The organism is Moraxella canis (assembly GCF_002014965.1).
Lineage (GTDB): Bacteria > Pseudomonadota > Gammaproteobacteria > Pseudomonadales > Moraxellaceae > Moraxella > Moraxella canis.
In genome coordinates, this window is record NZ_MUXT01000009.1 from 172277 (window position 1) to 194626 (window position 22350).

General features: G+C 44.5%; 20 protein-coding genes. 11 read left to right on the forward strand and 9 right to left on the reverse strand.

Translation table 11 applies throughout. From position 1 onward, the window contains the following. Positions 1-168 precede the first annotated feature (168 nt). Positions 169-1233 (forward strand): enoyl-CoA hydratase/isomerase family protein, encoded by a 1065-nt coding sequence (locus B0180_RS09015; protein ID WP_233424961.1) that lies wholly within the window; start codon positions 169-171, stop codon positions 1231-1233. A 44-nt stretch (positions 1234-1277) separates the two neighbouring features. On the opposite strand, the gene B0180_RS09020 is transcribed toward B0180_RS09015, so the two are convergent. Continuing rightward, on the reverse strand, positions 1278-1883 hold the full coding sequence (locus tag B0180_RS09020; RefSeq protein ID WP_078256614.1) for a rhomboid family intramembrane serine protease: 606 nt from the start codon (positions 1881-1883) through the stop codon (positions 1278-1280). A 394-nt stretch (positions 1884-2277) separates the two neighbouring features. Between B0180_RS09020 and B0180_RS09025 the strand changes: the two genes are divergently transcribed. Both B0180_RS09025 and B0180_RS09030 read left to right on the forward strand, forming a co-directional pair. After that, positions 2278-3930 carry an OmpA family protein gene (locus B0180_RS09025; protein WP_078256615.1) on the forward strand — a complete coding sequence of 551 codons (1653 nt, stop codon included), beginning with the start codon at positions 2278-2280 and terminating at the stop codon, positions 3928-3930. Between the two features lie 115 nt (positions 3931-4045). Further along, positions 4046-4780, forward strand: a complete 735-nt coding sequence (locus B0180_RS09030) for a pseudouridine synthase (protein ID WP_078256616.1) — start codon at positions 4046-4048, stop codon at positions 4778-4780. Between the two features lie 81 nt (positions 4781-4861). On the opposite strand, the gene B0180_RS09035 is transcribed toward B0180_RS09030, so the two are convergent. Continuing rightward, positions 4862-6637 carry a M61 family metallopeptidase gene (locus B0180_RS09035; protein ID WP_078256617.1) on the reverse strand — a complete coding sequence of 592 codons (1776 nt, stop codon included), beginning with the start codon at positions 6635-6637 and terminating at the stop codon, positions 4862-4864. 247 nt (positions 6638-6884) lie between these two features. Here B0180_RS09035 and B0180_RS09040 point away from each other — a divergent pair, with 247 nt between their 5' ends. From B0180_RS09040 to B0180_RS09070, 6 genes are all read left to right on the forward strand, one after another. Next, complete coding sequence (locus B0180_RS09040) at positions 6885-7370, forward strand: FKBP-type peptidyl-prolyl cis-trans isomerase (protein ID WP_049237121.1); 486 nt, start codon at positions 6885-6887, stop codon at positions 7368-7370. A gap of 200 nt (positions 7371-7570) precedes the next feature. After that, positions 7571-8551 carry a putative oxygenase MesX gene (locus tag B0180_RS09050; RefSeq protein ID WP_078256619.1) on the forward strand — a complete coding sequence of 327 codons (981 nt, stop codon included), beginning with the start codon at positions 7571-7573 and terminating at the stop codon, positions 8549-8551. 9 nt (positions 8552-8560) lie between these two features. Continuing rightward, positions 8561-9595 carry a methionine synthase gene (locus B0180_RS09055; RefSeq protein WP_078256620.1) on the forward strand — a complete coding sequence of 345 codons (1035 nt, stop codon included), beginning with the start codon at positions 8561-8563 and terminating at the stop codon, positions 9593-9595. 71 nt (positions 9596-9666) lie between these two features. Continuing rightward, positions 9667-10188 carry a flavin reductase family protein gene (locus tag B0180_RS09060; protein WP_078256621.1) on the forward strand — a complete coding sequence of 174 codons (522 nt, stop codon included), beginning with the start codon at positions 9667-9669 and terminating at the stop codon, positions 10186-10188. A 169-nt stretch (positions 10189-10357) separates the two neighbouring features. After that, positions 10358-11956, forward strand: a complete 1599-nt coding sequence (locus B0180_RS09065) for an AbgT family transporter (RefSeq protein WP_078256622.1) — start codon at positions 10358-10360, stop codon at positions 11954-11956. A 319-nt stretch (positions 11957-12275) separates the two neighbouring features. Beyond that, positions 12276-13796, forward strand: coding sequence for a catalase (locus tag B0180_RS09070; RefSeq protein ID WP_078256623.1), 1521 nt, complete (start codon positions 12276-12278; stop codon positions 13794-13796). A gap of 95 nt (positions 13797-13891) precedes the next feature. Here B0180_RS09070 and nqrF read toward each other — a convergent pair whose 3' ends face one another. Genes nqrF through B0180_RS09100 form a run of 6 tightly spaced genes read right to left on the reverse strand, consistent with a single transcriptional unit; the run spans position 13892 to position 19797 of the window. Beyond that, positions 13892-15127 (reverse strand): NADH:ubiquinone reductase (Na(+)-transporting) subunit F, encoded by a 1236-nt coding sequence (gene nqrF, locus B0180_RS09075; RefSeq protein ID WP_078256624.1) that lies wholly within the window; start codon positions 15125-15127, stop codon positions 13892-13894. 19 nt (positions 15128-15146) lie between these two features. Continuing rightward, positions 15147-15755: an NADH:ubiquinone reductase (Na(+)-transporting) subunit E gene (gene nqrE / locus B0180_RS09080; protein WP_049237102.1), complete on the reverse strand. Its 609-nt coding sequence runs from the start codon at positions 15753-15755 to the stop codon at positions 15147-15149. Further along, positions 15755-16417: an NADH:ubiquinone reductase (Na(+)-transporting) subunit D gene (locus B0180_RS09085; protein ID WP_036365960.1), complete on the reverse strand. Its 663-nt coding sequence runs from the start codon at positions 16415-16417 to the stop codon at positions 15755-15757. The genes nqrE and B0180_RS09085 overlap by 1 nt, the downstream gene beginning before the upstream one ends. Before the next feature lie 2 nt (positions 16418-16419). Continuing rightward, entirely contained in the window at positions 16420-17229 is an 810-nt protein-coding gene (locus tag B0180_RS09090; RefSeq protein ID WP_078256625.1) for a Na(+)-translocating NADH-quinone reductase subunit C, read from the reverse strand. Further along, positions 17213-18442, reverse strand: a complete 1230-nt coding sequence (locus tag B0180_RS09095) for an NADH:ubiquinone reductase (Na(+)-transporting) subunit B (RefSeq protein WP_078256626.1) — start codon at positions 18440-18442, stop codon at positions 17213-17215. Before B0180_RS09095 ends, B0180_RS09090 begins: the two co-directional genes overlap by 17 nt. A gap of 2 nt (positions 18443-18444) precedes the next feature. Then, positions 18445-19797, reverse strand: coding sequence for a Na(+)-translocating NADH-quinone reductase subunit A (locus B0180_RS09100; RefSeq protein WP_078256627.1), 1353 nt, complete (start codon positions 19795-19797; stop codon positions 18445-18447). Positions 19798-20325: 528 nt separating this feature from the next. Between B0180_RS09100 and hisA the strand changes: the two genes are divergently transcribed. After that, positions 20326-21051: a 1-(5-phosphoribosyl)-5-[(5-phosphoribosylamino)methylideneamino]imidazole-4-carboxamide isomerase gene (hisA, locus tag B0180_RS09105; RefSeq protein ID WP_078256642.1), complete on the forward strand. Its 726-nt coding sequence runs from the start codon at positions 20326-20328 to the stop codon at positions 21049-21051. 156 nt (positions 21052-21207) lie between these two features. Next, positions 21208-21732 (forward strand): hypothetical protein, encoded by a 525-nt coding sequence (locus B0180_RS09110; RefSeq protein ID WP_078256628.1) that lies wholly within the window; start codon positions 21208-21210, stop codon positions 21730-21732. 135 nt (positions 21733-21867) lie between these two features. Here the strand turns inward: B0180_RS09110 and B0180_RS09115 are convergent, their stop codons facing one another. Next, a complete protein-coding gene (locus B0180_RS09115) occupies positions 21868-22224 on the reverse strand; it encodes a hypothetical protein (RefSeq protein WP_078256629.1) in 357 nt (118 codons plus the stop codon). Positions 22225-22350: the final 126 nt, after the last annotated feature.

The following is a 22350-nucleotide window of genomic DNA, read 5'->3' on the forward strand; positions in this document are numbered from 1 at the left end:
CTATCAAACCTATGCCAAAAATGCAAATTTAAAAAACAAGACGCTAAATTTGGGTATCCAAAAGTGTGCAAATCCGATGAAATTTTATTTGGCAATTTCAAAAATTTTAGTATAATCAAAAACAGTGTGGTTTTTGTCTTTGAATTTTATGATGAAAAAGGAATGATGATGACAATTGTGACGGATTTTTTGGCGATCAATGACAGGCAGCGCATCGGAACGATCTTATTAAATCGCCCTGAGGCGTTGAATGCTCAAAACTTACAGATGGTGACCACCACAAAATCACTGCTTGATGAGTGGGCGGAAGATGACAGCGTGGTCGGTGTGCTGATCCGAGGCGCAGGCGATAAGGCGTTTTGTGCAGGTGGTGATATTCGTGGCTTATATCATAGCCATGATCCTGAAGTTTTCCCCAATCCAACGGCTCAAGCGTTTTTTACCACCGAATATGGTCTATGTAAACAAATAAAAAGTTATAAAAAACCCATCATTGTTTGGGCAAGTGGCATTGTTATGGGCGGTGGTATGGGTCTGGCAGTGCCTTCAAGTCATCGCATCGTCACAGAAACGACGATGATGGCGATGCCAGAAGTTAGCATTGGGCTTTTTCCTGATGCAGGTGGGTCGTATTTTTTAAAGCACATGCCTAATAAGATCGGTTTGTTTTTGGGGCTGACGGGCGCGCGATTTAATGCAGCGGATGCCTTGGCGCTGGGTGTGGCTGATTTTAGTATGGCAAGCGGCGACTTTGATCTGTTAATTCAAGCGCTGACCACTGCCGAGTGGACGGATGATGCCGCCAAAAACCACGACATGCTTAACTCATTACTTGCAGACCTTGAAAATACGGATGTCCTGCCAGAAGGATGGCTGCTGCCACATCGTGATGAGATAGAAAAGATCAGTCAAGTGGACAGCTTGCTTGAATTTGATGCGCTTGCTAAAGCAGGTTCTGATATTGATTACATTCAAAAGGCATTTGATACTTATACTGCTGGCTCACCGACATCGGCAGCCATTGCTTGGCACATGGCAAATCAGGTGACAGGCATGAGCTTTGATGATGTCATGGATTTAGAATACATTGTTGCGATTCATTGCTCACATAATGGCGAATTTGCCGAAGGGGTGCGTGCACTTTTGATTGATAAAGACAAAAATCCAAAATGGCGATATACGCTTGAAAGCCTACCCGATGGCTATATCGAAAGTCATTTTAAAGCTTGGTGATTCAAATAAAAAACGTGGTTATAGCCACGTTTTTTTTGATTCGCTTAAAATGAGGGGTTTAGCAGACGATTTAGAAAGTGAAAAATAATGCTTGGCTCAATGGCAATGGTGGCGACCACGCCAAATACCGCACCAAACAGATGGGCTGAGTGGTTGATATTTCCACCGCCTCGGCGGTCAGCCCAGATGCTATAAGCCACATAAGCAATCGCAAACACAATCGCAGGAATGGGCAGTACGGCAAATAGATATAGCGTGTTCCAAGGTGCAAATAAAATATACGCAAACAAAACAGCACTTACCGCGCCTGATGCACCTAGGCTTGAGTAGCGGGGATTATTTTTATTACGCGCGTAAGTGGGCAAAATCGCAACAATAATCGCCAAAACATAAAATGCCACAAAACCCAAATGACCAAATTTATTGATATAAAACCGTTCAATCACGCTGCCAAAAAAATACAGCGTAAACATATTAAACAGCAAATGCATCCCATCGGCATGGATAAATCCATGTGTCAGTAGCCGATCGTATTGACCTTTATTGACCGCAGGCGGATAAAAAATCAGTCGCTCAAGCAAGGGTCTAGATTGCCATGCAGCGATGCTGATGATGACAGTGATGATAATAATGACAGTTGTATGATTCATGAAACGCTTTAGAAATGTTTTGTAAATACTGCCTTAGTCTAGCAGATTTTTGATGAAAAGTTTTGATTTATGTGTAAATTATGGTTAATCCATTTTTGAGATATTTAATCATGATTCAAATCATAAGACACACAATCTAAAACTGAGAAGAATTTAATTACCATAGTATTACACTCATGTAAATAATGAATAACTCGTCAGTCTTTTTTGTAATTTCTTGACTTTTTAGGAGCATAAAAGCAGAGGTTTTGTTTATCAATTGTTGTCAGCTCTTTTAAGTCGCCTTAAAATCAGTCACAATAGAGCCATAAGAACAAGCAATCCGTTGTTTTTCTTAAGGATAACATTGGCATTTTGCTGATGGACAACGAAATTTTTACCCATGGAGCGACTTATGAGCTTAATCAATAAATTAAATGAACACATTACCCCGCATGTTTTGGCATCAATTAAAAATCAAGATGGCGATAACGCCAACAAATCAAATTTGCTAAATGCTTTTTATGCAATCTTTGCGGGTCGATTGAGCAATGAGGATGTCTATCAGCGCGCCAATGCCTTGCCTGATAATGAGCTTGAGCATGGTCATCATCTTCTAAATGTGGCTTTTAGTGATGCTTCAACAGGCGAAGATCAGATCGCTTCTTTGAGCAATCACTTAGCTGATGAATATCACGTCTCACCAGTGACCGCACGCACCGCGATCGCCACGGCAGCACCTTTGGCTTTGGCGCGTATTAAGGAGCAAGCAGGCGCTTTGTCTGTCCCTTCTTTTATTCGTAACCAATTGGCTAAAGAAGATGAAACCCGCTTACCAGGTTGGGCGCACGCTTTATTGCCAGCAGGGCTATTTGCAGGCACGGCTGCCGCTGCCAGCACGCCAGTAACGCCAGCTTCTACAGTTGTGACAGAACCAGTGGCGACTCAGGTGGTCACAGAGCCAGTTCAGCCTGTATCTAAGCCTGCTCATGTCAATACTGCCGCTACTGACAGACATTATGAAAATAAAGAAAAAAGCCCTTTTTTAAAAACACTGCTACCGATTATTGGCTTAATCATTTTTGCAGGCTTGGCATGGCTACTATTGAGAGCTTGTCAAGATAATCCAGCGCCAGTGGCAGCACCAGTCGCCACAAACGATAGCGCCGCTCAAGCTGAGCCTATGGTGACAGATGTGGCTCAGGCGCCTGCGACATTAAGCCTAGCTTTGGATGAAACTGGTCAGGCGCTATATTCACACCGCGCTCAGGTGGGTAGTGAAGAATTGGCTGGTAATATCCGTGCAGCAGTCGCTCAGGTATTCGGTGCTCAGGATCTAGCAATTCAGCCGAACAATACGCATGCAGCGACCATGCCTGTAGCCGAGCATCTTCCTGCCATCTTGGAGCTGATGAGAGGCGTGCCAAATGCCAGCGTGGTGATCAATGATCGCACAGTACGCTTTAATGCTACGACTGCAGAAGATGTTGCCAAACTTGTTGACGGTGCACGCGCCATTTTACCATCAGACTTCACTGTGGAAGCTGAGCCTGAATTGGATGTGAATACTGCGGTTGCCACCAGTATTGAATCTGCGCGTAACGCAATCACGCAGCTTGGCGATACAGTAGAAGCCAATGAGCTAGACGCTTTGGTCAATGCTCTGAACACTCAGATCATTAACTTTGCTACTGACTCAACCCAAATCCCAATGGAGAATCAAGAAATTCTTGATCTGGCAGCTGAAAAATTCAAGGCAATTCCAGATGCTGCGCTGCGCATCATCGGGCATACCGATACCCAAGGTACTCATGAATATAATCAAGGCTTGTCAGAGTCTAGAGCTGCTGCTGTTAAGGATTATTTGGTTTCAAAAGGTGTTTCTGCGGATCGTCTGACTGTTCAAGGTGCAAGCTTTGATTATCCAGTTGCATCTAACGCCACTGAGCAAGGTCGTTTCCAAAATCGACGCATTGAGTTTGCACTTTTCCAAGAGGGTGAAACCGTGACCCAAGTTGGTCATGCAGAAGATGCGCCAGCAGTTAAGGCACCGACTGAGCAAAAATAATGTTCAAGTCCCCTTAATGCTTTATAATTAAAATAATCAAAAACCAAACAGCCAGGGTTGTTTGGTTTTTTGTGTTATAGTGGTTGCATGAATGTGAGTAAAATGACAGGCAAATATGGCAAAACTTATCTTATTTAATAAGCCTTACGGCGTGCACAGCCAATTTAAAAAAGATCATGACGATATGGCGACTTTGGCAGAGTTTGTTGATGATAAAACGATGCGTGTGGCAGGGCGACTTGATAAAGACTCAGAAGGTTTATTGTTATTGACCGATCATGGTGAACTCAATCATGCCATCACCACGCCACCAACCGCTCATAACGCCAAATATACACACGCCAAGTACGCCAAAACTTATCTGGTGCAAGTAGAAAATATACCAACCGAAGCACAGATCAAGGCGCTAGAACAAGGAGTGGTGCTAAAAGATGGCAAAACCTTGCCTGCTAAGGTGCGGCAGCTTGACGAAAATGCACTGCCCATTCACTTATGGCCGCGAAACCCGCCGATCCGCCAGCGGGCAAACATTCCTACTGCATGGCTTGAAATGACGATCACTGAGGGCAAAAACCGTCAAGTGCGGCGTATGGTCGCCCATGTGGGCTTGCCATGCCTTAGACTGATTCGCCATCAGATCGGTAGCTGGCAATTAGACGGCTTGGCGGTCGGTGAAAGTCGTACAGTGCATTTGGATGATCAGATGTTGGCAGATATGGGCATTTTTAATCATTCTGCCAGTAGATCGCCTGCTAATAAAGCACATTCAAGCGCTTATCATGCCCCAAAGAATCAATCCAAGCCGAACCTAAAACGCACCCGACCACCTAAATTTGGTGGCAGGGGATAGGTTTAGGTGCAATGGCTTGATCAAGCGGGATTGGCTTGGCTTCTACGCGGCGCTTCGCAGCTAAAACAATGCTGATAATGTTCATGGTTTTGGGGTAAAGTCAAGCCATTGACCGCCATCCCCCTTAAGCTGAACGGTTTGATGCGTGGTTTTTTGAGGCTTGATGCTGACACTAAACAGCTCATCGCGCCGAAAAGCGTGTATAGTCAGCGCTAAGCTTGTGGCATCTTGGTGTTTGATCAGCTGAGTGAGTAGGGCTGAAGTAGCTTTCAATCCATCGATGGCGATGATAATGTCGCCAAATGCCAGCCCAGCATCACTGGCTGCAGACTGGCGGCTGATATGCTTGATCGTCAGCCCAGCTGCGCTTTCATCAAAGCTGATGCCCCAAGGTTTATCTTTGTCTTGGGACTCTGTGCTGATGGCAAATTTTTCAAAGTAGCGCTCAAGCGGCAGATCGTCCACACCGATGACATAGCGATCATAAAAGTCATCCCATACCTTTTGTCCCATCATCTCAGCGATGATCTCGCCTAAGATTTGGGTTGTCAGACCAAAAGGCTGATTGGCTGATTTTTGATAGCAGGCTTTGATGACGTCAAACAGGCGATACTTACCGTCTGTTTGATCCATTAGCATCATATCAAGCAGCAGTGCAACCAGTGCACCCTTATTATAATAGCTGATGCCTTGATTGGCGGTGTTTTCGTCCGCGCGATACAGTTTGATCCAAGTATCAAAACTTGACTGCGCCACACTTTGGTGCGCACGACCCTCGGTTTGATAGTAGCGGTTGATTTGTGCAGCAATGAGCTTAAGATAGCTGTCTTTATCAATCACCCCTGACACAAGTAGCATTAAGTCATCAATATAAGAAGTAAAGCCTTCAAACACCCACAAAAGCGGCGTATAAGCTTCATCGGTGAGCGGATTGTTCATCATCACATCAGGTTTGACCGTTTTTACCCACCATGCATGAAAATACTCATGGCTGCACAGCCCAAGAAACCGCTGATAATCACCACTTGGCACGGCACTTTCACCAAAGCTTGGCATATCAGCGCGCGGACTGATTAAGGCGGTGGAGTTGATGTGCTCAAGACCGCCGTAATCCTTATCGGTCACCATGGTCATAAAGGTATACTCTGTAAATGGCGTCTCACCAAGCCAATCGACATAGCTTTGGCAGATTTTGGTTAAGTCAGTTTTTAGGCGCTGCAAATCGCCATGATGCCGACCCGCCAAAAAAAACCTATGTGGCACGCTGATTTGGTCATGTTTTGTGATTTGAAAATCAAAGGTGTCTTGTGTACCGATCTCAAACGGAAAATCCAAATACTCAAATGCCGCCAAAGCATCAAGATGATATTCAAGTCCTGATTGTGTTTGGGTGCATTCAAAATCCAAACCGCAAGCGATCGTACACTCAGGATGATGCACCAAAAACGCAGTCGGCACTACGAGCGTCAAGCTTGCCTGCGCGTGCTTGTCAGCATCTGGTAATAGCAGCAGCGAAGTAAAATTCCCAAAAATACGCGTGGCATCAATGAACGCTGTGCGTACTGATAAGTCGCGGCAATACACTTCATAACAGATGGTAAGCCGATCACCTTGACGAGCTTTTGAAAAAACGAACGTTTTTTTATCGATCTTTTCAGCGCGATGCTGTTTTTTCTCATCGCCGATTTGATAATATACTGCAGTGATATTTTTACTAAATTCACGAATCAAATAGCTGCCTGCAATCCATGTCACCATCGAAAAAGTCGGTGCGTCGCTCACCGCCGTATGCGTGATTTGCACATCCGCCAAATGTTCTGTAAATCGATCAAAACTGATTTGATAAGCTAAGTTCATTTTGATACCTTAAAATAATAATGCCAGATTGGCTAATTTGGAGTGATATAATTATTGATTAAAATATCAATTATATCAAAACCCATTGATTTTTTAAATGAGTGATGAGCTTTTACACAATGTAACGACTTTTTTGTAAAGCATTAGGCAATGGATTGATTTTTTGGTATACTAATAGACAAAATTTGTCATTTGACAGCTTGGGCAGTCGCCTGGGCGATGGCATTTTATTTATAAGGAATTTCTTATGACAACCATTAGTAATGATACCGTTGTACAGTTCAACTATACACTCACTAACGCTGAAGGCGATGTGCTTGATCAATCTCGTGGCGAGCCATTGGCATACTTGCATGGTCATCACAACATCATCCCAGGTCTTGAAAACCAAATGACTGGCAAATCAGCTGGCGACAAATTCAAAGTGACTGTTGCGCCTGAAGAAGCGTATGGCGAATATGTTCAAGAGGCGGTACAAGAAGTGCCACGCGCTAACTTCCAAGGTGTGGATAACATCGAAGTGGGCATGCAGTTTCAATCGCAGACCGATGACGGTCAAGTCATGCTTGTGACTGTCAAAGATGTCAATGATGACGTGGTAGTGGTTGATGGCAACCATCCTTTGGCAGGTGTTGAGCTGACTTTTGATGTTGAGATTGTTGAAGTGCGCGCTGCAACAGCTGACGAAATCGCTCATGGTCACGCACACGGTGTTGGCGGTCATCAGCACTAATCACTGATCATCCCAAAAGCCCAAGATAAGCATCTTGGGCTTTTTTGTTTTATTGATTGTCTTTGGAGAGTTATCCAATGTATTAGATGAACTATCTTTAAATGAATTTTATTCATCTTTTTTGAAAAATATTTCGCTTTTATTCATGTTAAAAATGCGGTTTAATATCTCAACTTTAAATTTTGATGACAAGGTGCGATATGACCACACAATTTAATAGCCGAATTAAAAGCGTTGCTTTTGATGAAAATTATGAGCCTGCCCAAAGCACGCGTCTGACGACGAACTTTGCTAACTTAGCGCGCGGCGAAAATCGCAAACAAAATCTACAAAATGCCATCCGTATGATCAATAACCGTTTTAATGATTTGGCGAATTGGGACAATCCTAACGCCGATCGTTATTCGGTCGCGCTTGATATTATTTCTATGGATATCGATGTATTGGGCGATGGCGAATTTTTCCCTGCCATTGAGATGCTCAAAACCAGCATCATCGACCACCACACCCATCAAACTCTTGACGGTATCGTGGGTAACAGTTTTTCGTCTTATGTGCGTGATTATGATTTTAGCGTTTTGTTAGCTGATTATAACAAAGATAAGCCGTCGTTCAGCGTACCCCAAAATTATGGCGATTTGCATGGCAAACTGTTTCAGCATTTGCTCAATTCTGATGCTTTCACCCAGCAGTTTAAGAAAGCGCCAGTGATTTGTTTGAGTGTCTCGACCACCAAAACCTATTACAAAACCACCAATGTGCATCCGATTTTGGGGACAGAATACCGCCAAGAGGCATATTCGCTGACTGATGAATATTTTGCCAAGATGGGCTTAAAAGTGCGCTATTTTATGCCGCCAAAATCGGTCGCACCATATGCGTTTTATTTTTCGGGAGATTTGTTGAATGATTATACCAATCTTGAGCTGATTAGTACGATTGCGACAATGGAAGCATTCCAAAAAATCTATCGTCCTGAGATTTATAATGCCAATTCGGTCGCAGGGCAGGTGTATCAGCCAAGCTTGACTTATGAAGATTATTCGCTGACACAAGTAGATTATGACCGTGTGGAGCGCACCGAGCTTGCTATCAAGCAAGGCAAATATACCCAAACACATTTCATCCAAAAATATCATGCAGCGCTAGATGCGTGGATGGCACAATCATTGGATAAATAAGGAATAAAAATGTCTAAACTATTATTACCAACATCGACGGCAGGCAGCCTGCCAAAACCCAGCTGGCTTGCTGAGCCTGAAAAATTATGGTCGCCTTGGAAGCTAGAAGGCGATGCGCTGACCGAAGCCAAGCAAGATGCTTTGTTGGTGTCACTCCAAGAGCAGCTGGCAGCAAACCTAGACATCGTCAGTGATGGCGAGCAGACGCGTCAGCATTTTGTGACGACATTCATCGAGCACTTGCAGGGCGTGGATTTTAATCAGCGCGAAACGGTGCGTATCCGCAACCGCTATGATGCCAGTGTGCCAAGCGTGGTTGGTGCGGTGTCTCGCCCCAACTCTGTCTTTGTTGAAGATGCCAAATTTTTGCGCGCGCATACCGATAAACCCATCAAATGGGCACTGCCTGGTCCGATGACGATGATTGATACGCTGTATGACGGCTATTATAAAAGTCGTGAAAAATTGGCGTGGGAATTTGCCAAAATCTTAAATGAAGAAGCCAAAGAGCTTGAGGCGGCAGGGGTTGATATTATCCAGTTTGACGAGCCGGCATTTAATGTGTTTTTTGATGAAGTCAATGACTGGGGCGTGGCGACCCTTGAACGTGCCATCGAAGGTCTGAGCTGTCAGACGGCAGTGCATATTTGCTATGGCTATGGCATCAAGGCAAATACTGATTGGAAAAAAACTTTGGGCTCAGAATGGCGCCAATACGAAGAAAGTTTTCCTAAGCTTCAACAATCAAAAATTGACATTGTGTCGCTAGAATGTCAAAATTCACATGTACCGATGGAGCTCATCGAACTGATTCGTGGCAAAACGGTCATGGTAGGCGCCATCGATGTCGCAACCAACACCATTGAGACGCCCGAAGAGGTTGCGCAGACGCTGCGCCGAGCGCTTGATTTCGTGGATGCAGACAAACTGTATCCATCGACAAACTGTGGCATGGCGCCGCTGCCACGACAAGTGGCAAGGGGTAAGTTGCACGCTTTGAGTGCAGGCGCTAAGATTGTGCGCGATGAGCTGCTTGGCAAATAAGCCATTCATCCCAAAAAATACCTAAGGATGTACTTAAAGGCATCCTTTTTAATTTTAAAGAGTAATCAAACATGGTAGAAAAACTCATCTTTAAAGATGCCATGGCGCGCCTAGCAACGGCTGTCCATGTTGTCACCACTGATGGCGATAGCGGACGCCATGGGTTTACGGCATCGGCGGTGTGCAGCGTCACCGACTCGCCGCCATCTTTGTTGGTGTGCATGAATGCGCAGGCGCGCTCTTATGAGCATTTTGTCGCTAATCGTGTGCTTGCAGTTAATACTTTGACGCCTGAGCAGGCGCATTTATCAGGCATTTTTTCCTCGCCCTTGGAGTCGGATGAGCGGTTTGAATATGGCGAGTGGGAGATGTTAAATACGGGCGCCCCCATTTTAAAAGAGGCATTGGCAACTTTTGATTGTCATATCGAAGACATCAAGGATGTCGGCACACACAGTATTTTTATTTGTAAAATTGTGGGCATTCGTCATGCCGACCTAAGCCAGCAAGGTTTGGTGTATTTTGACCGAGCTTATCATAAGGCAGGACAGCAGACGGCATTTGAGCCTGAGCTGACCAAGCCAAAGCGTTAGAGCTCGATTTAAATCGTCAAGCACACTCAAGGTCTTAGCTTATTGGCTAAGACTTTTTTAAGTATAGACAATAAGATTGGATAAATGTATAGGATTGTGTCAAGTTTATTGCTATAATATATCCCTTTGGATTCAAAATATTAATTAATAGGCGGAGAGGGAGAGAGGTATGAGCTCACAATCATCCAATGATTTCGATCAAGCCGGCTCAAGTTCGCGCATGCAGCGATTTTTAAAAGGTGTGGAATGGCTGGGTAATTTGCTGCCACATCCTGTGATTTTATTTGTGTGGATGTCGGTGATCTTGCTTGGGCTGTCAGCCATCTTATCGGCGATGGATGTCGCGGTGATGGATCCGCGTCCAGAAGGTGCCAAAGGTCGCGCCGAAGATGGCATGATTTATGTGGTCAATCTGCTTAATGGCGAGGGTTTGGCAAGGATTGTTGAAAATCTTGTCAAAAATTTCACAGGCTTTGTGCCCTTGGGTACGGTGTTAGTGGCGCTACTTGGTGTGGGTATTGCTGAATATTCTGGTATGATTTCAGCAGCACTGCGCGGTATGGTGATGAACGCACCTAAAAAGATGGTGACTTTGGTTGTTGTCTTTGCTGGTATCATGTCAAATACTGCCTCTGAGCTTGGCTATGTGGTCTTAATTCCACTGGCAGCCATGATTTTCCACTCTTTGGGTCGCCATCCATTGGCAGGCTTGGCGGCAGCTTTTGCTGGGGTGTCTGGCGGCTACAGTGCCAATTTATTGCTTGGTACTGTTGATCCATTATTGTCCGGCATTAGCCAAGAAGCTGCTCGCATCATTGACCCTGATTATGTGGTCGGCGCAGAAGCCAACTGGTATTTTATGGCGGTCAGTACCTTTTTGGTGAGTGCTTTGGGTTTTTTTGTCACCGAAAAAATCGTTGAGCCAAACCTAGGAAAATATAACCCTCACGACGCCGATGATCCCACCGTGCTTGATAATAAAATTGAGCGGCTAAGCAGCCTTGAGAAAAAGGGCTTGGTCTGGGCAGGGGTGAGCATGGTGATTTTTTGCTTGCTTTTGGCATGGACGATCGTCCCAGAAAATGGCATTTTAAGAAATCCAGAAACAGGCTTAGTGGCAGGCTCGCCATTTTTAAATGGCATCGTGGTATTTATTTTTGTGTTCTTTGCGATTCCTGGCTATATCTATGGCAAGGTTACTGGCAGCATCAAAAATAACCAAGATGTTGTTGATGCGATGAGTCAAGCCATGAGCTCATTGAGTATGTATATCGTACTTGTGTTTTTTGCAGCGCAGTTCACCGCTTTCTTTAACTGGTCAAACCTAGGCTCTGTCATGGCGGTCTCTGGCGCCACCTTCCTAAATGACATTGGGCTGACAGGACCGCTGCTACTGATTGGTTTTATCTTGATTTGTGCGCTTGTGAATCTGATGCTCGGTTCCGCTTCGGCACAGTGGGCAATCACTGCACCGATCTTTATTCCGATGCTGATGCTCACAGGCTATGCGCCAGAGATGATTCAGGCAGCTTATCGTATCGGTGATAGCACCACGAATATCATCACGCCGATGATGAGCTATTTTGGATTGATTATGGCGGTTGCGATTCGCTATAAACGAGATACAGGGGTCGGTACCCTGATGGCGATGATGTTGCCTTATTCGATGGTATTTTTATTCGGTTGGATGCTGCTATTTTATCTGTGGGTATTTGTGTTTGGTCTGCCAGTCGGTCCAGGCGCAGCGACTTACTATCAAGTGGGCTAATAGCGTCTAATAAACTGAATGATTACTACCGTATTAAAAAATCACCTAAATGTATATTTGGGTGGTTTTTTTGTTTTTGAAGCGTTTGAATAGCTTTTGTTTTCTTTTCATCATGGGTGATTTGTGTTATATTGAAATAAATTTATGTATTTAAAAATTATTAATTTTTGTATTTTTAATTTTATAAATTAAATCAATATTATTGAAAATTATCAGTGTTCTGATTATTGAAATATTGCGATAATAACTTTGCATTAGCAAATCGATTTGGCGATATGAGTCGCTGAATTTATCAAGCCACCTGTAAGGAAGGAAAACTATGAGTGAAAAAAAATGCCCTTATGATCATACTTATTTGACCATGAGTAATGGCGCTCCTGTACCAAGCAACCAAGACTCAATGAGCGCAGGACCGCGTGGTCCATTATTGATGCAAGATCTTTGGTTGAACGAAAAATTGGGTGATTTTGCGCGTGAAGTCATCCCTGAGCGCCGTATGCATGCTAAAGGTTCTGGCGCTTTTGGTACGTTTACAGTGACTAACGATATCACCCAATATACCAAAGCCAAAATGTTTAGTGAAGTTGGCAAAAAAACAGAAATGTTTGCCCGTTTTACTACCGTCGCAGGTGAGCGCGGTGCTGCTGACGCTGAGCGTGATATTCGTGGTTTTGCGCTTAAGTTTTATACCGAAGAGGGTAACTGGGATATGGTCGGAAATAACACGCCAGTGTTTTTTATCCGCGATCCTAAGAAGTTCCCTGATCTGAATAAAGCAGTTAAGCGTGATCCTAAAACCAACCTACGTAGCCCAACCAATAACTGGGATTGGTGGACACTATTACCTGAAGCATTCCATCAGGTGACCATCGTCATGAGTGATCGCGGTATTCCTAAGTCTTACCGTCACATGCATGGCTTTAGTTCGCACACTTACAGCTTCATTAATGCTGAAAATGAGCGTTTTTGGGTGAAAATGCATTTCCGTACCCAACAGGGTATCGAGAACTTAACCGATGCTGAAGCTGAAGCAGTTATTGCTAAAGATCGTGAAAGCAACCAACGTGATTTGTTCAATGCCATCGAAGAAGGTAATTTCCCAAAATGGAAGATGTACGTACAAATCATGCCTGAGACTGAAGCAGAAACTGTGCCTTATCATCCTTTTGATTTGACCAAAGTTTGGCCAAAAGGGGATTATCCACTGATCGAAGTGGGTGAATTTGAGCTCAATAAAAACCCTGAAAACTTCTTTTTGGATGTTGAGCAATCGGCATTTGCACCAAGTAATTTGGTACCTGGCATCAGCGTGTCGCCTGACCGCATGTTGCAGGCGCGTTTGGTCAATTATGCGGATGCGCAGCGCTATCGCTTGGGTGTGAACCGTAACCAAATTCCAGTCAATGCGCCTCGCTGCCCTGTCTATAGCAACCACCGCGATGGTTTGGGGCGTGTGGGCGATAACTATGGTGGGCGTCCGCATTATGAGCCAAATAGCTTTGGTCAATGGCAAGATCAGCCACATTTGGCTGAACCACCACTAAAAATCAGCGGTGATGCCAAGATTTGGGATTTCCGTCAAGATGATGAAGATTATTTCAGCCAGCCTCGTGCGCTATTTAACCTGATGAATGACGAGCAAAAGCAAGCTTTATTTGGTAATACTGCTCGCAATATGGACGATGCGCCTGATTTTATCAAGTATCGCCACATTCGCAACTGTAATAAGTGCCATCCAGAGTATGCTGCTGGTGTCGCTAAAGCACTTGGCTTGACTGTTGAAGACGCTGAAAAAGCTCGCGAGAGTGATCCAGCAAGACATTTGCCAAGCTTACTATAATTAAGTCATAGCCATAAAAAACCGCTCATATTCTGGGCGGTTTTTTATAGTATTCAATATAAAAAATCCGTCAACTGATTGACGGATTTTTAGGTTTAGCCACCGAAGTCATCAAGTAAGATGTTTTCATCTTCAACGCCCAATGATTTGAGCATATTGATAACGGCTGCGTTCATGACCGGAGGTCCACACATATAGAACTCGCAGTCTTCTGGCGCAGGATGATCCTTAAGATACTCTTCATACAAGACGTTGTGAATAAAGCCTGTGTAGCCTTCCCAGTTGTCTTCAGGTTGGGGATCTGAGAGTGCAACATGCCATTCAAAGTTGTCAAATTCTTCTGCCAAGCCATCATAATCTTCGACATAGAACATCTCACGCTTCGAGCGAGCACCATACCAAAACGAGATCTTACGAGTAGATTTCAGACGTTTTAGCTGATCGAAAATGTGTGAGCGCATTGGTGCCATACCAGCACCACCACCGATAAAGACCATTTCAGCGTCGGTATCTTTGGCGAAGAATTCACCATAAGGACCTGAAACGGTAATCTTATCACCTGGCTTTAGGCTGAACACATAAGAAGACATCTTGCCTGGCGGAATGCCTTCAGGACCACGTGGCGGTGGTGAAGCGATACGGATGTTAAATTTAATGATGCCTTTTTCTTCAGGGTAGTTTGCCATCGAATAAGCACGAATTACAGGCTCATCTACTTTGGATGTGTAACGCCATAAGTTAAAGGCATCCCAATCTTCATGATATTCTGGAGCGATGTCAAAATCTTTATAATGCACCGTGTGTGGCGGCGCTTCTAACTGCACATAACCCCCTGCGCGGAAAGGCACGACTTCACCTTCAGGAATCTTCAAGGTCAGCTCTTTGATGAAAGTTGCAACGTTATCATTTGAAATAACTTCACATTCCCACTTTTTGACATCAAAAAATTCTGGATCGACTTCGATCTTCATGTCTTGCTTGACAGCAACCTGACACGCCAGACGCATCCCTTCGCGGATTTCACCTTGGGTAAAGTGACCTTCTTCGGTAGGCAAAATTGAACCGCCACCATCTAAGACTTTACAGCGGCACTGACCGCAAGTACCACCGCCACCACATGCTGACGACAGAAAAATACCTTCGTTCGCCAAAGTTTGTAGCAGCTTACCACCTGCTGCGGTGCTGATGCTGTTATCGGGATTATCATTAATATTAATTGTGACGTTACCTGTGCTTACCAGTTTTGAGCGAGCCGCTAAAATGATAGCAACCAAGCTCATGATAACAATGGTAAACATGATAACACCGCCTATTGCGGTACCAAATTCCATGATACTTTCTCCTATCTGTTTATAGCGACATACCACCAAATGACATGAAGCCTAATGACATCAAGCCAACGGTAACAAAGGTAATGCCAAGACCGCGAAGTGGTGCGGGTACATCTGAGTATTTGAGCTTCTCACGGATGCCTGCCAAAGCGGCAATCGCCAATGCCCAGCCAAAGCCTGAGCCGATACCATAAACGATGGATTCACCAAAGTTGTAGTCACGCTCAACCATGAACAATACGCCACCCATGATGGCACAGTTTACGGTAATCAGTGGCAAGAAAACACCCAAAGCGTTATATAGAGCAGGTACAAATTTATCTAAGAACATCTCCAAAATCTGTACTGTCGCTGCAATCAAAGCGATGTAGCTTAATAAGCCTAAGAAGCTTAGGTCTACATTTGGATAGCCTGCCCAAGCCAATGCGCCGTCTTTTAATAAGAATTGGTACAATAAATTATTTAATGGTACACAAATTGCCATCACGGCAATGACCGCAATCCCAAGACCAATGGCGGTTGAGACCTTTTTAGAGACCGCAAGAAACGTACACATGCCCAAGAAGAAGGCAAGCGCCATATTCTCAATAAAGACAGATGTAATAAATAGGCTGATATAATGTTCCATTAGTGACCTCCCATGCCTTTAGACTGTGGCTTCATCACAAATTCTGCTGGCTCGTGCTGATCTTTTTTCCAAAGGCGAACCAATGCAATAAAGCCTGCAATAACAAAGAATGAAGAAGGTGGTAATAACAAAAGACCGTTAGGGATATACCAGCCACCCTCAGTCACTTTTTCAAGTAAAGTAATACCAAACCAGCTGCCATTACCGATGATTTCACGGATCGTCGCAACAAAAATCAATACTGCTGAGTAGCCCAAACCGTTACCAATACCATCTAAAAAGCTAGGCACAGGCGGATTACTCATGGCGAATGCTTCAGCTCGGCCCATAACAATACAGTTAGTGATGATCAGACCGACGAATACCGATAACGAACGGCTGATTTCATAAGCAAAAGCTTGCAAAATCTGATCAACCACGATGACCAATGAAGCGATAATAACCATCTGTACAATAATACGAATGGATGAGGGAATTTTGTTACGGATGATCGAGATAAAAAAGCTTGAAAATGCCGTAACTAAGGTTAGTGCGATACACATAACCAAAGCGTTTGCAACGCTTGTGGTGACCGCAAGTGCCGAACAAATACCCAAAATCTGTAGAGCAATTGGGTTATTGTCAAAAATCGGCGTCGTTAAAATGCTTTTGGTATCAGCCATGATTACACTCCTTCGCCATTGCCTGCTTGACCAGCTTTGAGATTATCCAAAAATGGCTTATAACCATCTTCACCAATCCAGTACTGTAGTAGATTGTTCACACCGCGGATGGTCAAAGTTGCGCCACTGATGCCATCAACTTGACCTTCACGCGCTGTACCTGCTTTGACAACGGCGATTTTTCTAGAACCATCTTCGTTATACAGCTCTTTATCCACCCAAGTCTCTTGCCACTGAGGCTCTTCGATGCGCGAGCCTAGACCTGGGGTTTCTTTGTGTTGATAAAAATTCACGCCTTTGACAGTGTTTAAATCTTTATCTAAGGTCAAAAGACCAAAAATCGGACCCCATAAGCCAGCGCCGTGAATGGGTAGAACGATTTGATCGATCTCACCATTGGCATCTTTTGCCAAATATACTTTTGCAAAGTTAGGCTTACCGCCAATTTTGGCGATGTCATCTGCTAATGAGGTGGATAAATAAGGGGTGCGTGCTGCTTTTGATACATCATAGCCATCCACATCATTGATGCCGGCGGCTGAAATTTCTTGATCAGTGGCAAATTTACCAGTTTGTAAGTTCACCAAGCGGACCTCAAAGTCGGCAAAACGCTCTGGAATGACACTGGAAGAATCTGTTTCAGGGTCATACATATCTGCTGCCATCAAGATATTTTTATTCAAATCAAGACGGGCATTTTCTTGTTGCTTTGATTTTAACCCAACAGCAACCGTAGAAACCATCACCGAGCAGACCAAGCACAAAATCAGTGCTGTGACTGCGGTGCTAACATTACTATTCTTGGCTGACATGGCTTAATCTCCGTGCAGTTTGACGTTTGATATTGGCTTGAGTGACAAAATAGTCAAACAATGGGGCAAACAAGTTGGCGAATAAGATGGCTAACATGATGCCTTCTGGGAATGCAGGGTTGACCACGCGGATAACCACGGTCATAAAGCCAATCAACAAACCATAAGCCCAGCGACCAGTATTGGTATGAGCAGCTGATACAGGATCGGTTGCCATAAATACGGCACCGAACATAAAGCCACCAATGACCAAATGCCAATGAGCAGGTAAGCTCATCATTGGGTTTTGACCACCGACCAAATTAAAGATAAAAGCAGTCACAACCAAGCCAATGATCGAGCCTGCAATCACGCGCCAAGAAGCGATGCGAGTCCAAAGAAGTCCAATCATACTAATCAAGATGGCAAGTGTTGATACTTCACCGATTGAGCCTTGCATATTGCCCAAAAACGCGTCCATCCAAGTGATGGTTTGACCATAGGCATCGACAAATTGATCAGGCGTTACGCCCATGGCAGCCAAACCTAATGGCGTTGCGCCCGAAAACCCATCCACAGCCGTCCAAATGGCATCGCCTGACATATAAGCTGGGTAGGCAAAGTATAAAAATGCACGACCAGCCAAGGCAGGGTTTAGGAAGTTTTTGCCTGTACCGCCAAAAATTTCTTTGGCAACAACCACGCCAAAACTGATGCCCAAAGCGACTTGCCATAATGGAATATCTGGGGGAAGCGACAGCGCAAATAATACCGAAGTTACAAAGAAGCCTTCATTAACTTCATGACCACGCACGACCGCAAAAATAATCTCCCAAAGAATACCGACCGCAAATGTTACGGCATAAATGGGTAAAAACTGCATCGCACCATAAACAAAACTTGCCCAAACGCTATTTGGGTCATAGCCTGCCATGTCTGTGATGATGGTACGCCAGCCTTCGGGTGTGATACCCATGGCTTGAATGGCGCTTAATGCTTGAAAGCCGACATTGTACATCCCCCAAAACATCGCTGGAAATGTACAAAGCCAAACGGTAATCATGATGCGCTTTAGGTCGATGCCGTCACGCACATGTGAGGCGCTATAAGTCTGAGATGATGGCTGACGAAAGAAAGTGTCGAACATCTCAAACACAGCGTAATATTTCTCGTACTTGCCACCTTTGGTAAAGGATGGCTCCATACGGTCAAAGATATTGTGAATGAACTTCATGGTTAGCCTTCCTGCTCAATACGGGTCAAGTTGTCACGCAAAATATCACCGAACTCATATTTGCCTGGCGATACGAAAGTGCACAGTGCCAAATCTTCTTCGTCAAGCTCAAGTGCACCCAATTCAACAGCACTGATGATGTCTTCGACAATCAAAGCGCGCAGTAGCTGAGTGGGTAGATAATCTTGGGGCATGACAGTTTCAAATAAGCCGATTGGCACCATGGCACGTGGTGAGCCGTTAGTACTGGTCGTAAAGTCGTATTTTTTGCCTTTAAAAAATTGCGAGATATAAATTGGCAATTTTGAAAAACGATTTGCGCCTGGCGTAAAAAAGTGAAGTGCAGGACGCTCACGACCTTCAGCAAGTACAGAGACTTGGTTATGAAACCGACCCAAAAATGCAGTAGCGCCAGCGGCTGTGCGACCCGATAGAACAGAGCCTGAAATGACACGATTGTCATCCCCTTTTAGCTCACCTTGAGTCAATTCGGTCAAATCGGCACCGCGCGTGGTGCGCACTAAGCGAGGATTGGTCACTGCTGGACCTGCCAGGCTGATGAGGCGCTCAGTATGGATGCGACCTGTGGTAAATAGCTTACCAATGGCGATGACATCTTGATAATTGATCGTCCAAACCGAGTTGCCACGCGCCAAAGGGTGTAAAAAGTGAATGTGCGTGCCCGCGTTACCTGCTGGATGCACACCTGTAAAACCTTCATAGATGGTATCGTTACCTTCAGCAGATTTGCTTAAGGCTTCAGGTGCGATATCGCCATGACAGACATAGGTTTTTGGGGATAATGTTGACAAAACTGCCAAGCCGTCATTAAATGCTTGTATTTCTTCAAATAATACTGTGGCAGGATCGACAGCCAAAGGGTTGGTGTCTGTTGCAGTCACAAAAATGGCAGAAGGCGTGCTGTCAATTTCTGGCGTGCGGCTAAAGGGACGGGTGCGTAGAGCAGTCCATTCGCCTGAAGCGACCAGCTGCTCAACAGCTGTCTCACGATCCAGTGCTGACAAATCTTCAGAGCGATAAGCATTAAACGTGATTTCTTCGCTTGAGTGTGGATCGACGACGATGACCAAGCTTTCAAATACTCGTCGCTCGCCACGATTGACGGCAACTACAGTACCGCTAACTGGTGCTGTATAAAGAACGCCTGCTCGTTTTTTGTCTTCGTAAAGCACCTGTCCTTTGGTGACCTTATCACCTTCTTTGACATGCATGGTAGGGCGCATGCCGACATAATCGTAGCCGACTAACGCCACCTTAGTGGGCGTGTGCTCGCTAATCTGCTTGGAGGGTTCGCCAGTGATTGGCAGATCCAAGCCTTTTTTGATGGTAATCATAAGCGGATACTTAAATTAAGACCAAAACATACCAGCCTTCACCAAGTGGTGAGTGATTGGCTGGACACCAAGTTTCCTAAAAACATCCAAAGCCGTGCGACCGATGAGTGGCAGGCTGATTTTGTCTAAAGGAGTCAGTATGAAACTTTGATGAACTTTGAAAAAAATTGGCAACTCATTTATTGCTCAATTCTTGCCAAAAAAACGATTGTTCACACCATTAACCTAACAATTATACGCTAAAACACTCAAAATTTACAGACTTAAAGATAATTTCTATGATAAAAATTCATGAAAATATTTGAAAAATCAATGCACGGCAGTAAAAAAGAGGAAACATTGACTCAACGAATGAAGTGGTATTTAGATTGAATCTGTAGACTAACTGCCAAAATATCGCCAGCTGTTTTTGATGAATTTCATCTTATTTTGGGCGATAACTGGCAAAATTATCCATGAAAAATGAGTCAATAACTGCTAAAATATCCTGCTTAATTCGACGCAATTTTAAGGAAAATTAAGATGTCTATGCTTATTATACCCGCCATTGATCTAAAAGATGGTAAATGCGTTCGCCTAAAGCAAGGTCGCATGGAAGATGATACCGTGTTTGGCGATGATCCTGTCGCGATGGCAAGCCAATGGGTCGCTCAAGGCGCACGCCGTCTGCATTTGGTGGATTTAAATGGTGCATTTGATGGTGTGCCTGTGCATAAAGAGGTGGTGACCGCCATTGCCAAAGCACATCCGCAGTTGCCCATTCAGCTGGGCGGCGGCGTGCGTAGCTTGAGCACCATTGAGCATTATTTGGCAGCAGGGCTAACCTATATCATCATCGGCACCAAAGCGGTCGAAGCACCTGAATTTGTGGAAGAAGCGTGCCGCGAATTTGCAGGGCATATCATCGTAGGCATAGATGCCAAAGATGGCATGGTGGCAACGCATGGCTGGGCCAATGTCACTGATGTTAAGGCGACCGAGCTTGCCAAGCGTTTCGCTGACGCTGGCGTGTCAAGTATCGTTTATACCGATATCGCTAAAGATGGCATGATGCAAGGTGTGAATATCGAGCAGACGGTGGAGCTCGCCAGCTTTAGCGGTCTGCCGGTCATTGCCTCCGGCGGCGTGACTAATCTTGATGATATCGCGGCGCTCAAGCCCTATGGTGAGTATTTGCTGGGTGCGATCACAGGTCGTGCAATTTATGAAGGGACGCTAGATTTGGCGGCGGCACAGACGCTCTTGGATACATAAGTAATGACCTAAAATGCCCTGAATATGATGTCAGGGCATTTTTTGGACTTGGGATAATGGCTGTTTATAAGGTGGTGCGACAAGACTTGTCCTAAAAGTTTTAATGGTGTATGCTACAAATGTCATATGGAATGATTAGATAAAAGGAATTAACCGATGAAACAACTCTTACCATTCACTCTAGCGCTATTGACCATCGGCTGCACAACTACGCAGCCAGCCGTTCAAGCACCGCAACAAGTCAACCAGCCTATCGCACCGACAGCCAAGCCAGTCAAAACACACATCATGTATTATTGGGTGGATCCGATTACTCAAGGTCAGAGCATACCGTCAATATCTGGAGAGTTTTATTGGCAAGATGGCTGTCTATATCTGCTGAACCAATATGGCAAACTGGCTGCCACATTCCCTGAATTTCCAAAAGATGCCATTCAGTGGAATGAGCAGGACAAAACACTGACCATAACCAATAAAGACAGCCCACCCAAGCAGTTTACCTTTAAGATGGGTGATGTGATTTATACTAATGGATCTAATTTTCGCTATGAAGATATTTCGGTAGATCGCTTTATGAATGATAAAACCCCTGAAGATATTAAATGTCTTTCATCAGCAGTTGGCGTTGCCAATCTTGGCACAATCAGTATCGAAAAATATGATATGTCGGATCAGCCGTAAATAAAAAGTGATTGTATTTACTTTAAATCATTGACTTATAAAAATAATATCATAAAAATTCAAAGCATCATATAAAATACCCCAAAGTTTAGGTCTGCTGCCTAGCTTTGGGATTGGTATCTGGCGCATAAGCCATCAGTTGGCTTTAAGATGATGGTGATAATAGCGCACAGTGAGCACAGCTTGAGTAAATCCCAACACCAAAAGCATCACCCATAAGGCATTGAGTGGCTGATTGCCTGTGCGTATGATCAGGCTAATCAGCGCTGCCACATACACCGCCAACGCCATCACATAAATCCGAAATTTCGCCTTTGGGCGATACATCATAAAAGCAAGCAAAATGATGATCAAAATGGCAACACCAATCAATACCCACAGACCACCGCCTACAAAGGCAGCTATCGTTCCGCTGATCATATAGGCGCTCAGCCAGTCTGTCACACCTTCCAAAAAATTATAGCGAGGCTTGGCTAATGGTTGTTTAGTCATTTGGCGATGTCCTTGGCGTTTGATTAAGCTGTCAAGCCTGCCCAAACGCAAAACCAAAATTTGTTAAATTTGGCTTGCATATTTAGGCAAATGCTCAGCAGACAAGCTTTGAATGAGTCTTATAAA

Bases quoted from the DNA above. Each gene is read 5' to 3' on its own strand.
- B0180_RS09015 (WP_233424961.1), top strand. From the start codon at position 169: ATGACAATTGTGACGGATTTTTTGGCGATCAATGACAGGCAGCGCATC.
- B0180_RS09020 (WP_078256614.1), bottom strand. From the start codon at position 1,883: ATGAATCATACAACTGTCATTATTATCATCACTGTCATCATCAGCATC.
- B0180_RS09025 (WP_078256615.1), top strand. From the start codon at position 2,278: ATGAGCTTAATCAATAAATTAAATGAACACATTACCCCGCATGTTTTG.
- B0180_RS09030 (WP_078256616.1), top strand. From the start codon at position 4,046: ATGGCAAAACTTATCTTATTTAATAAGCCTTACGGCGTGCACAGCCAA.
- B0180_RS09035 (WP_078256617.1), bottom strand. From the start codon at position 6,637: ATGAACTTAGCTTATCAAATCAGTTTTGATCGATTTACAGAACATTTG.
- B0180_RS09040 (WP_049237121.1), top strand. From the start codon at position 6,885: ATGACAACCATTAGTAATGATACCGTTGTACAGTTCAACTATACACTC.
- B0180_RS09050 (WP_078256619.1), top strand. From the start codon at position 7,571: ATGACCACACAATTTAATAGCCGAATTAAAAGCGTTGCTTTTGATGAA.
- B0180_RS09055 (WP_078256620.1), top strand. From the start codon at position 8,561: ATGTCTAAACTATTATTACCAACATCGACGGCAGGCAGCCTGCCAAAA.
- B0180_RS09060 (WP_078256621.1), top strand. From the start codon at position 9,667: ATGGTAGAAAAACTCATCTTTAAAGATGCCATGGCGCGCCTAGCAACG.
- B0180_RS09065 (WP_078256622.1), top strand. From the start codon at position 10,358: ATGAGCTCACAATCATCCAATGATTTCGATCAAGCCGGCTCAAGTTCG.
- B0180_RS09070 (WP_078256623.1), top strand. From the start codon at position 12,276: ATGAGTGAAAAAAAATGCCCTTATGATCATACTTATTTGACCATGAGT.
- nqrF (WP_078256624.1), bottom strand. From the start codon at position 15,127: ATGGAATTTGGTACCGCAATAGGCGGTGTTATCATGTTTACCATTGTT.
- nqrE (WP_049237102.1), bottom strand. From the start codon at position 15,755: ATGGAACATTATATCAGCCTATTTATTACATCTGTCTTTATTGAGAAT.
- B0180_RS09085 (WP_036365960.1), bottom strand. From the start codon at position 16,417: ATGGCTGATACCAAAAGCATTTTAACGACGCCGATTTTTGACAATAAC.
- B0180_RS09090 (WP_078256625.1), bottom strand. From the start codon at position 17,229: ATGTCAGCCAAGAATAGTAATGTTAGCACCGCAGTCACAGCACTGATT.
- B0180_RS09095 (WP_078256626.1), bottom strand. From the start codon at position 18,442: ATGAAGTTCATTCACAATATCTTTGACCGTATGGAGCCATCCTTTACC.
- B0180_RS09100 (WP_078256627.1), bottom strand. From the start codon at position 19,797: ATGATTACCATCAAAAAAGGCTTGGATCTGCCAATCACTGGCGAACCC.
- hisA (WP_078256642.1), top strand. From the start codon at position 20,326: ATGCTTATTATACCCGCCATTGATCTAAAAGATGGTAAATGCGTTCGC.
- B0180_RS09110 (WP_078256628.1), top strand. From the start codon at position 21,208: ATGAAACAACTCTTACCATTCACTCTAGCGCTATTGACCATCGGCTGC.
- B0180_RS09115 (WP_078256629.1), bottom strand. From the start codon at position 22,224: ATGACTAAACAACCATTAGCCAAGCCTCGCTATAATTTTTTGGAAGGT.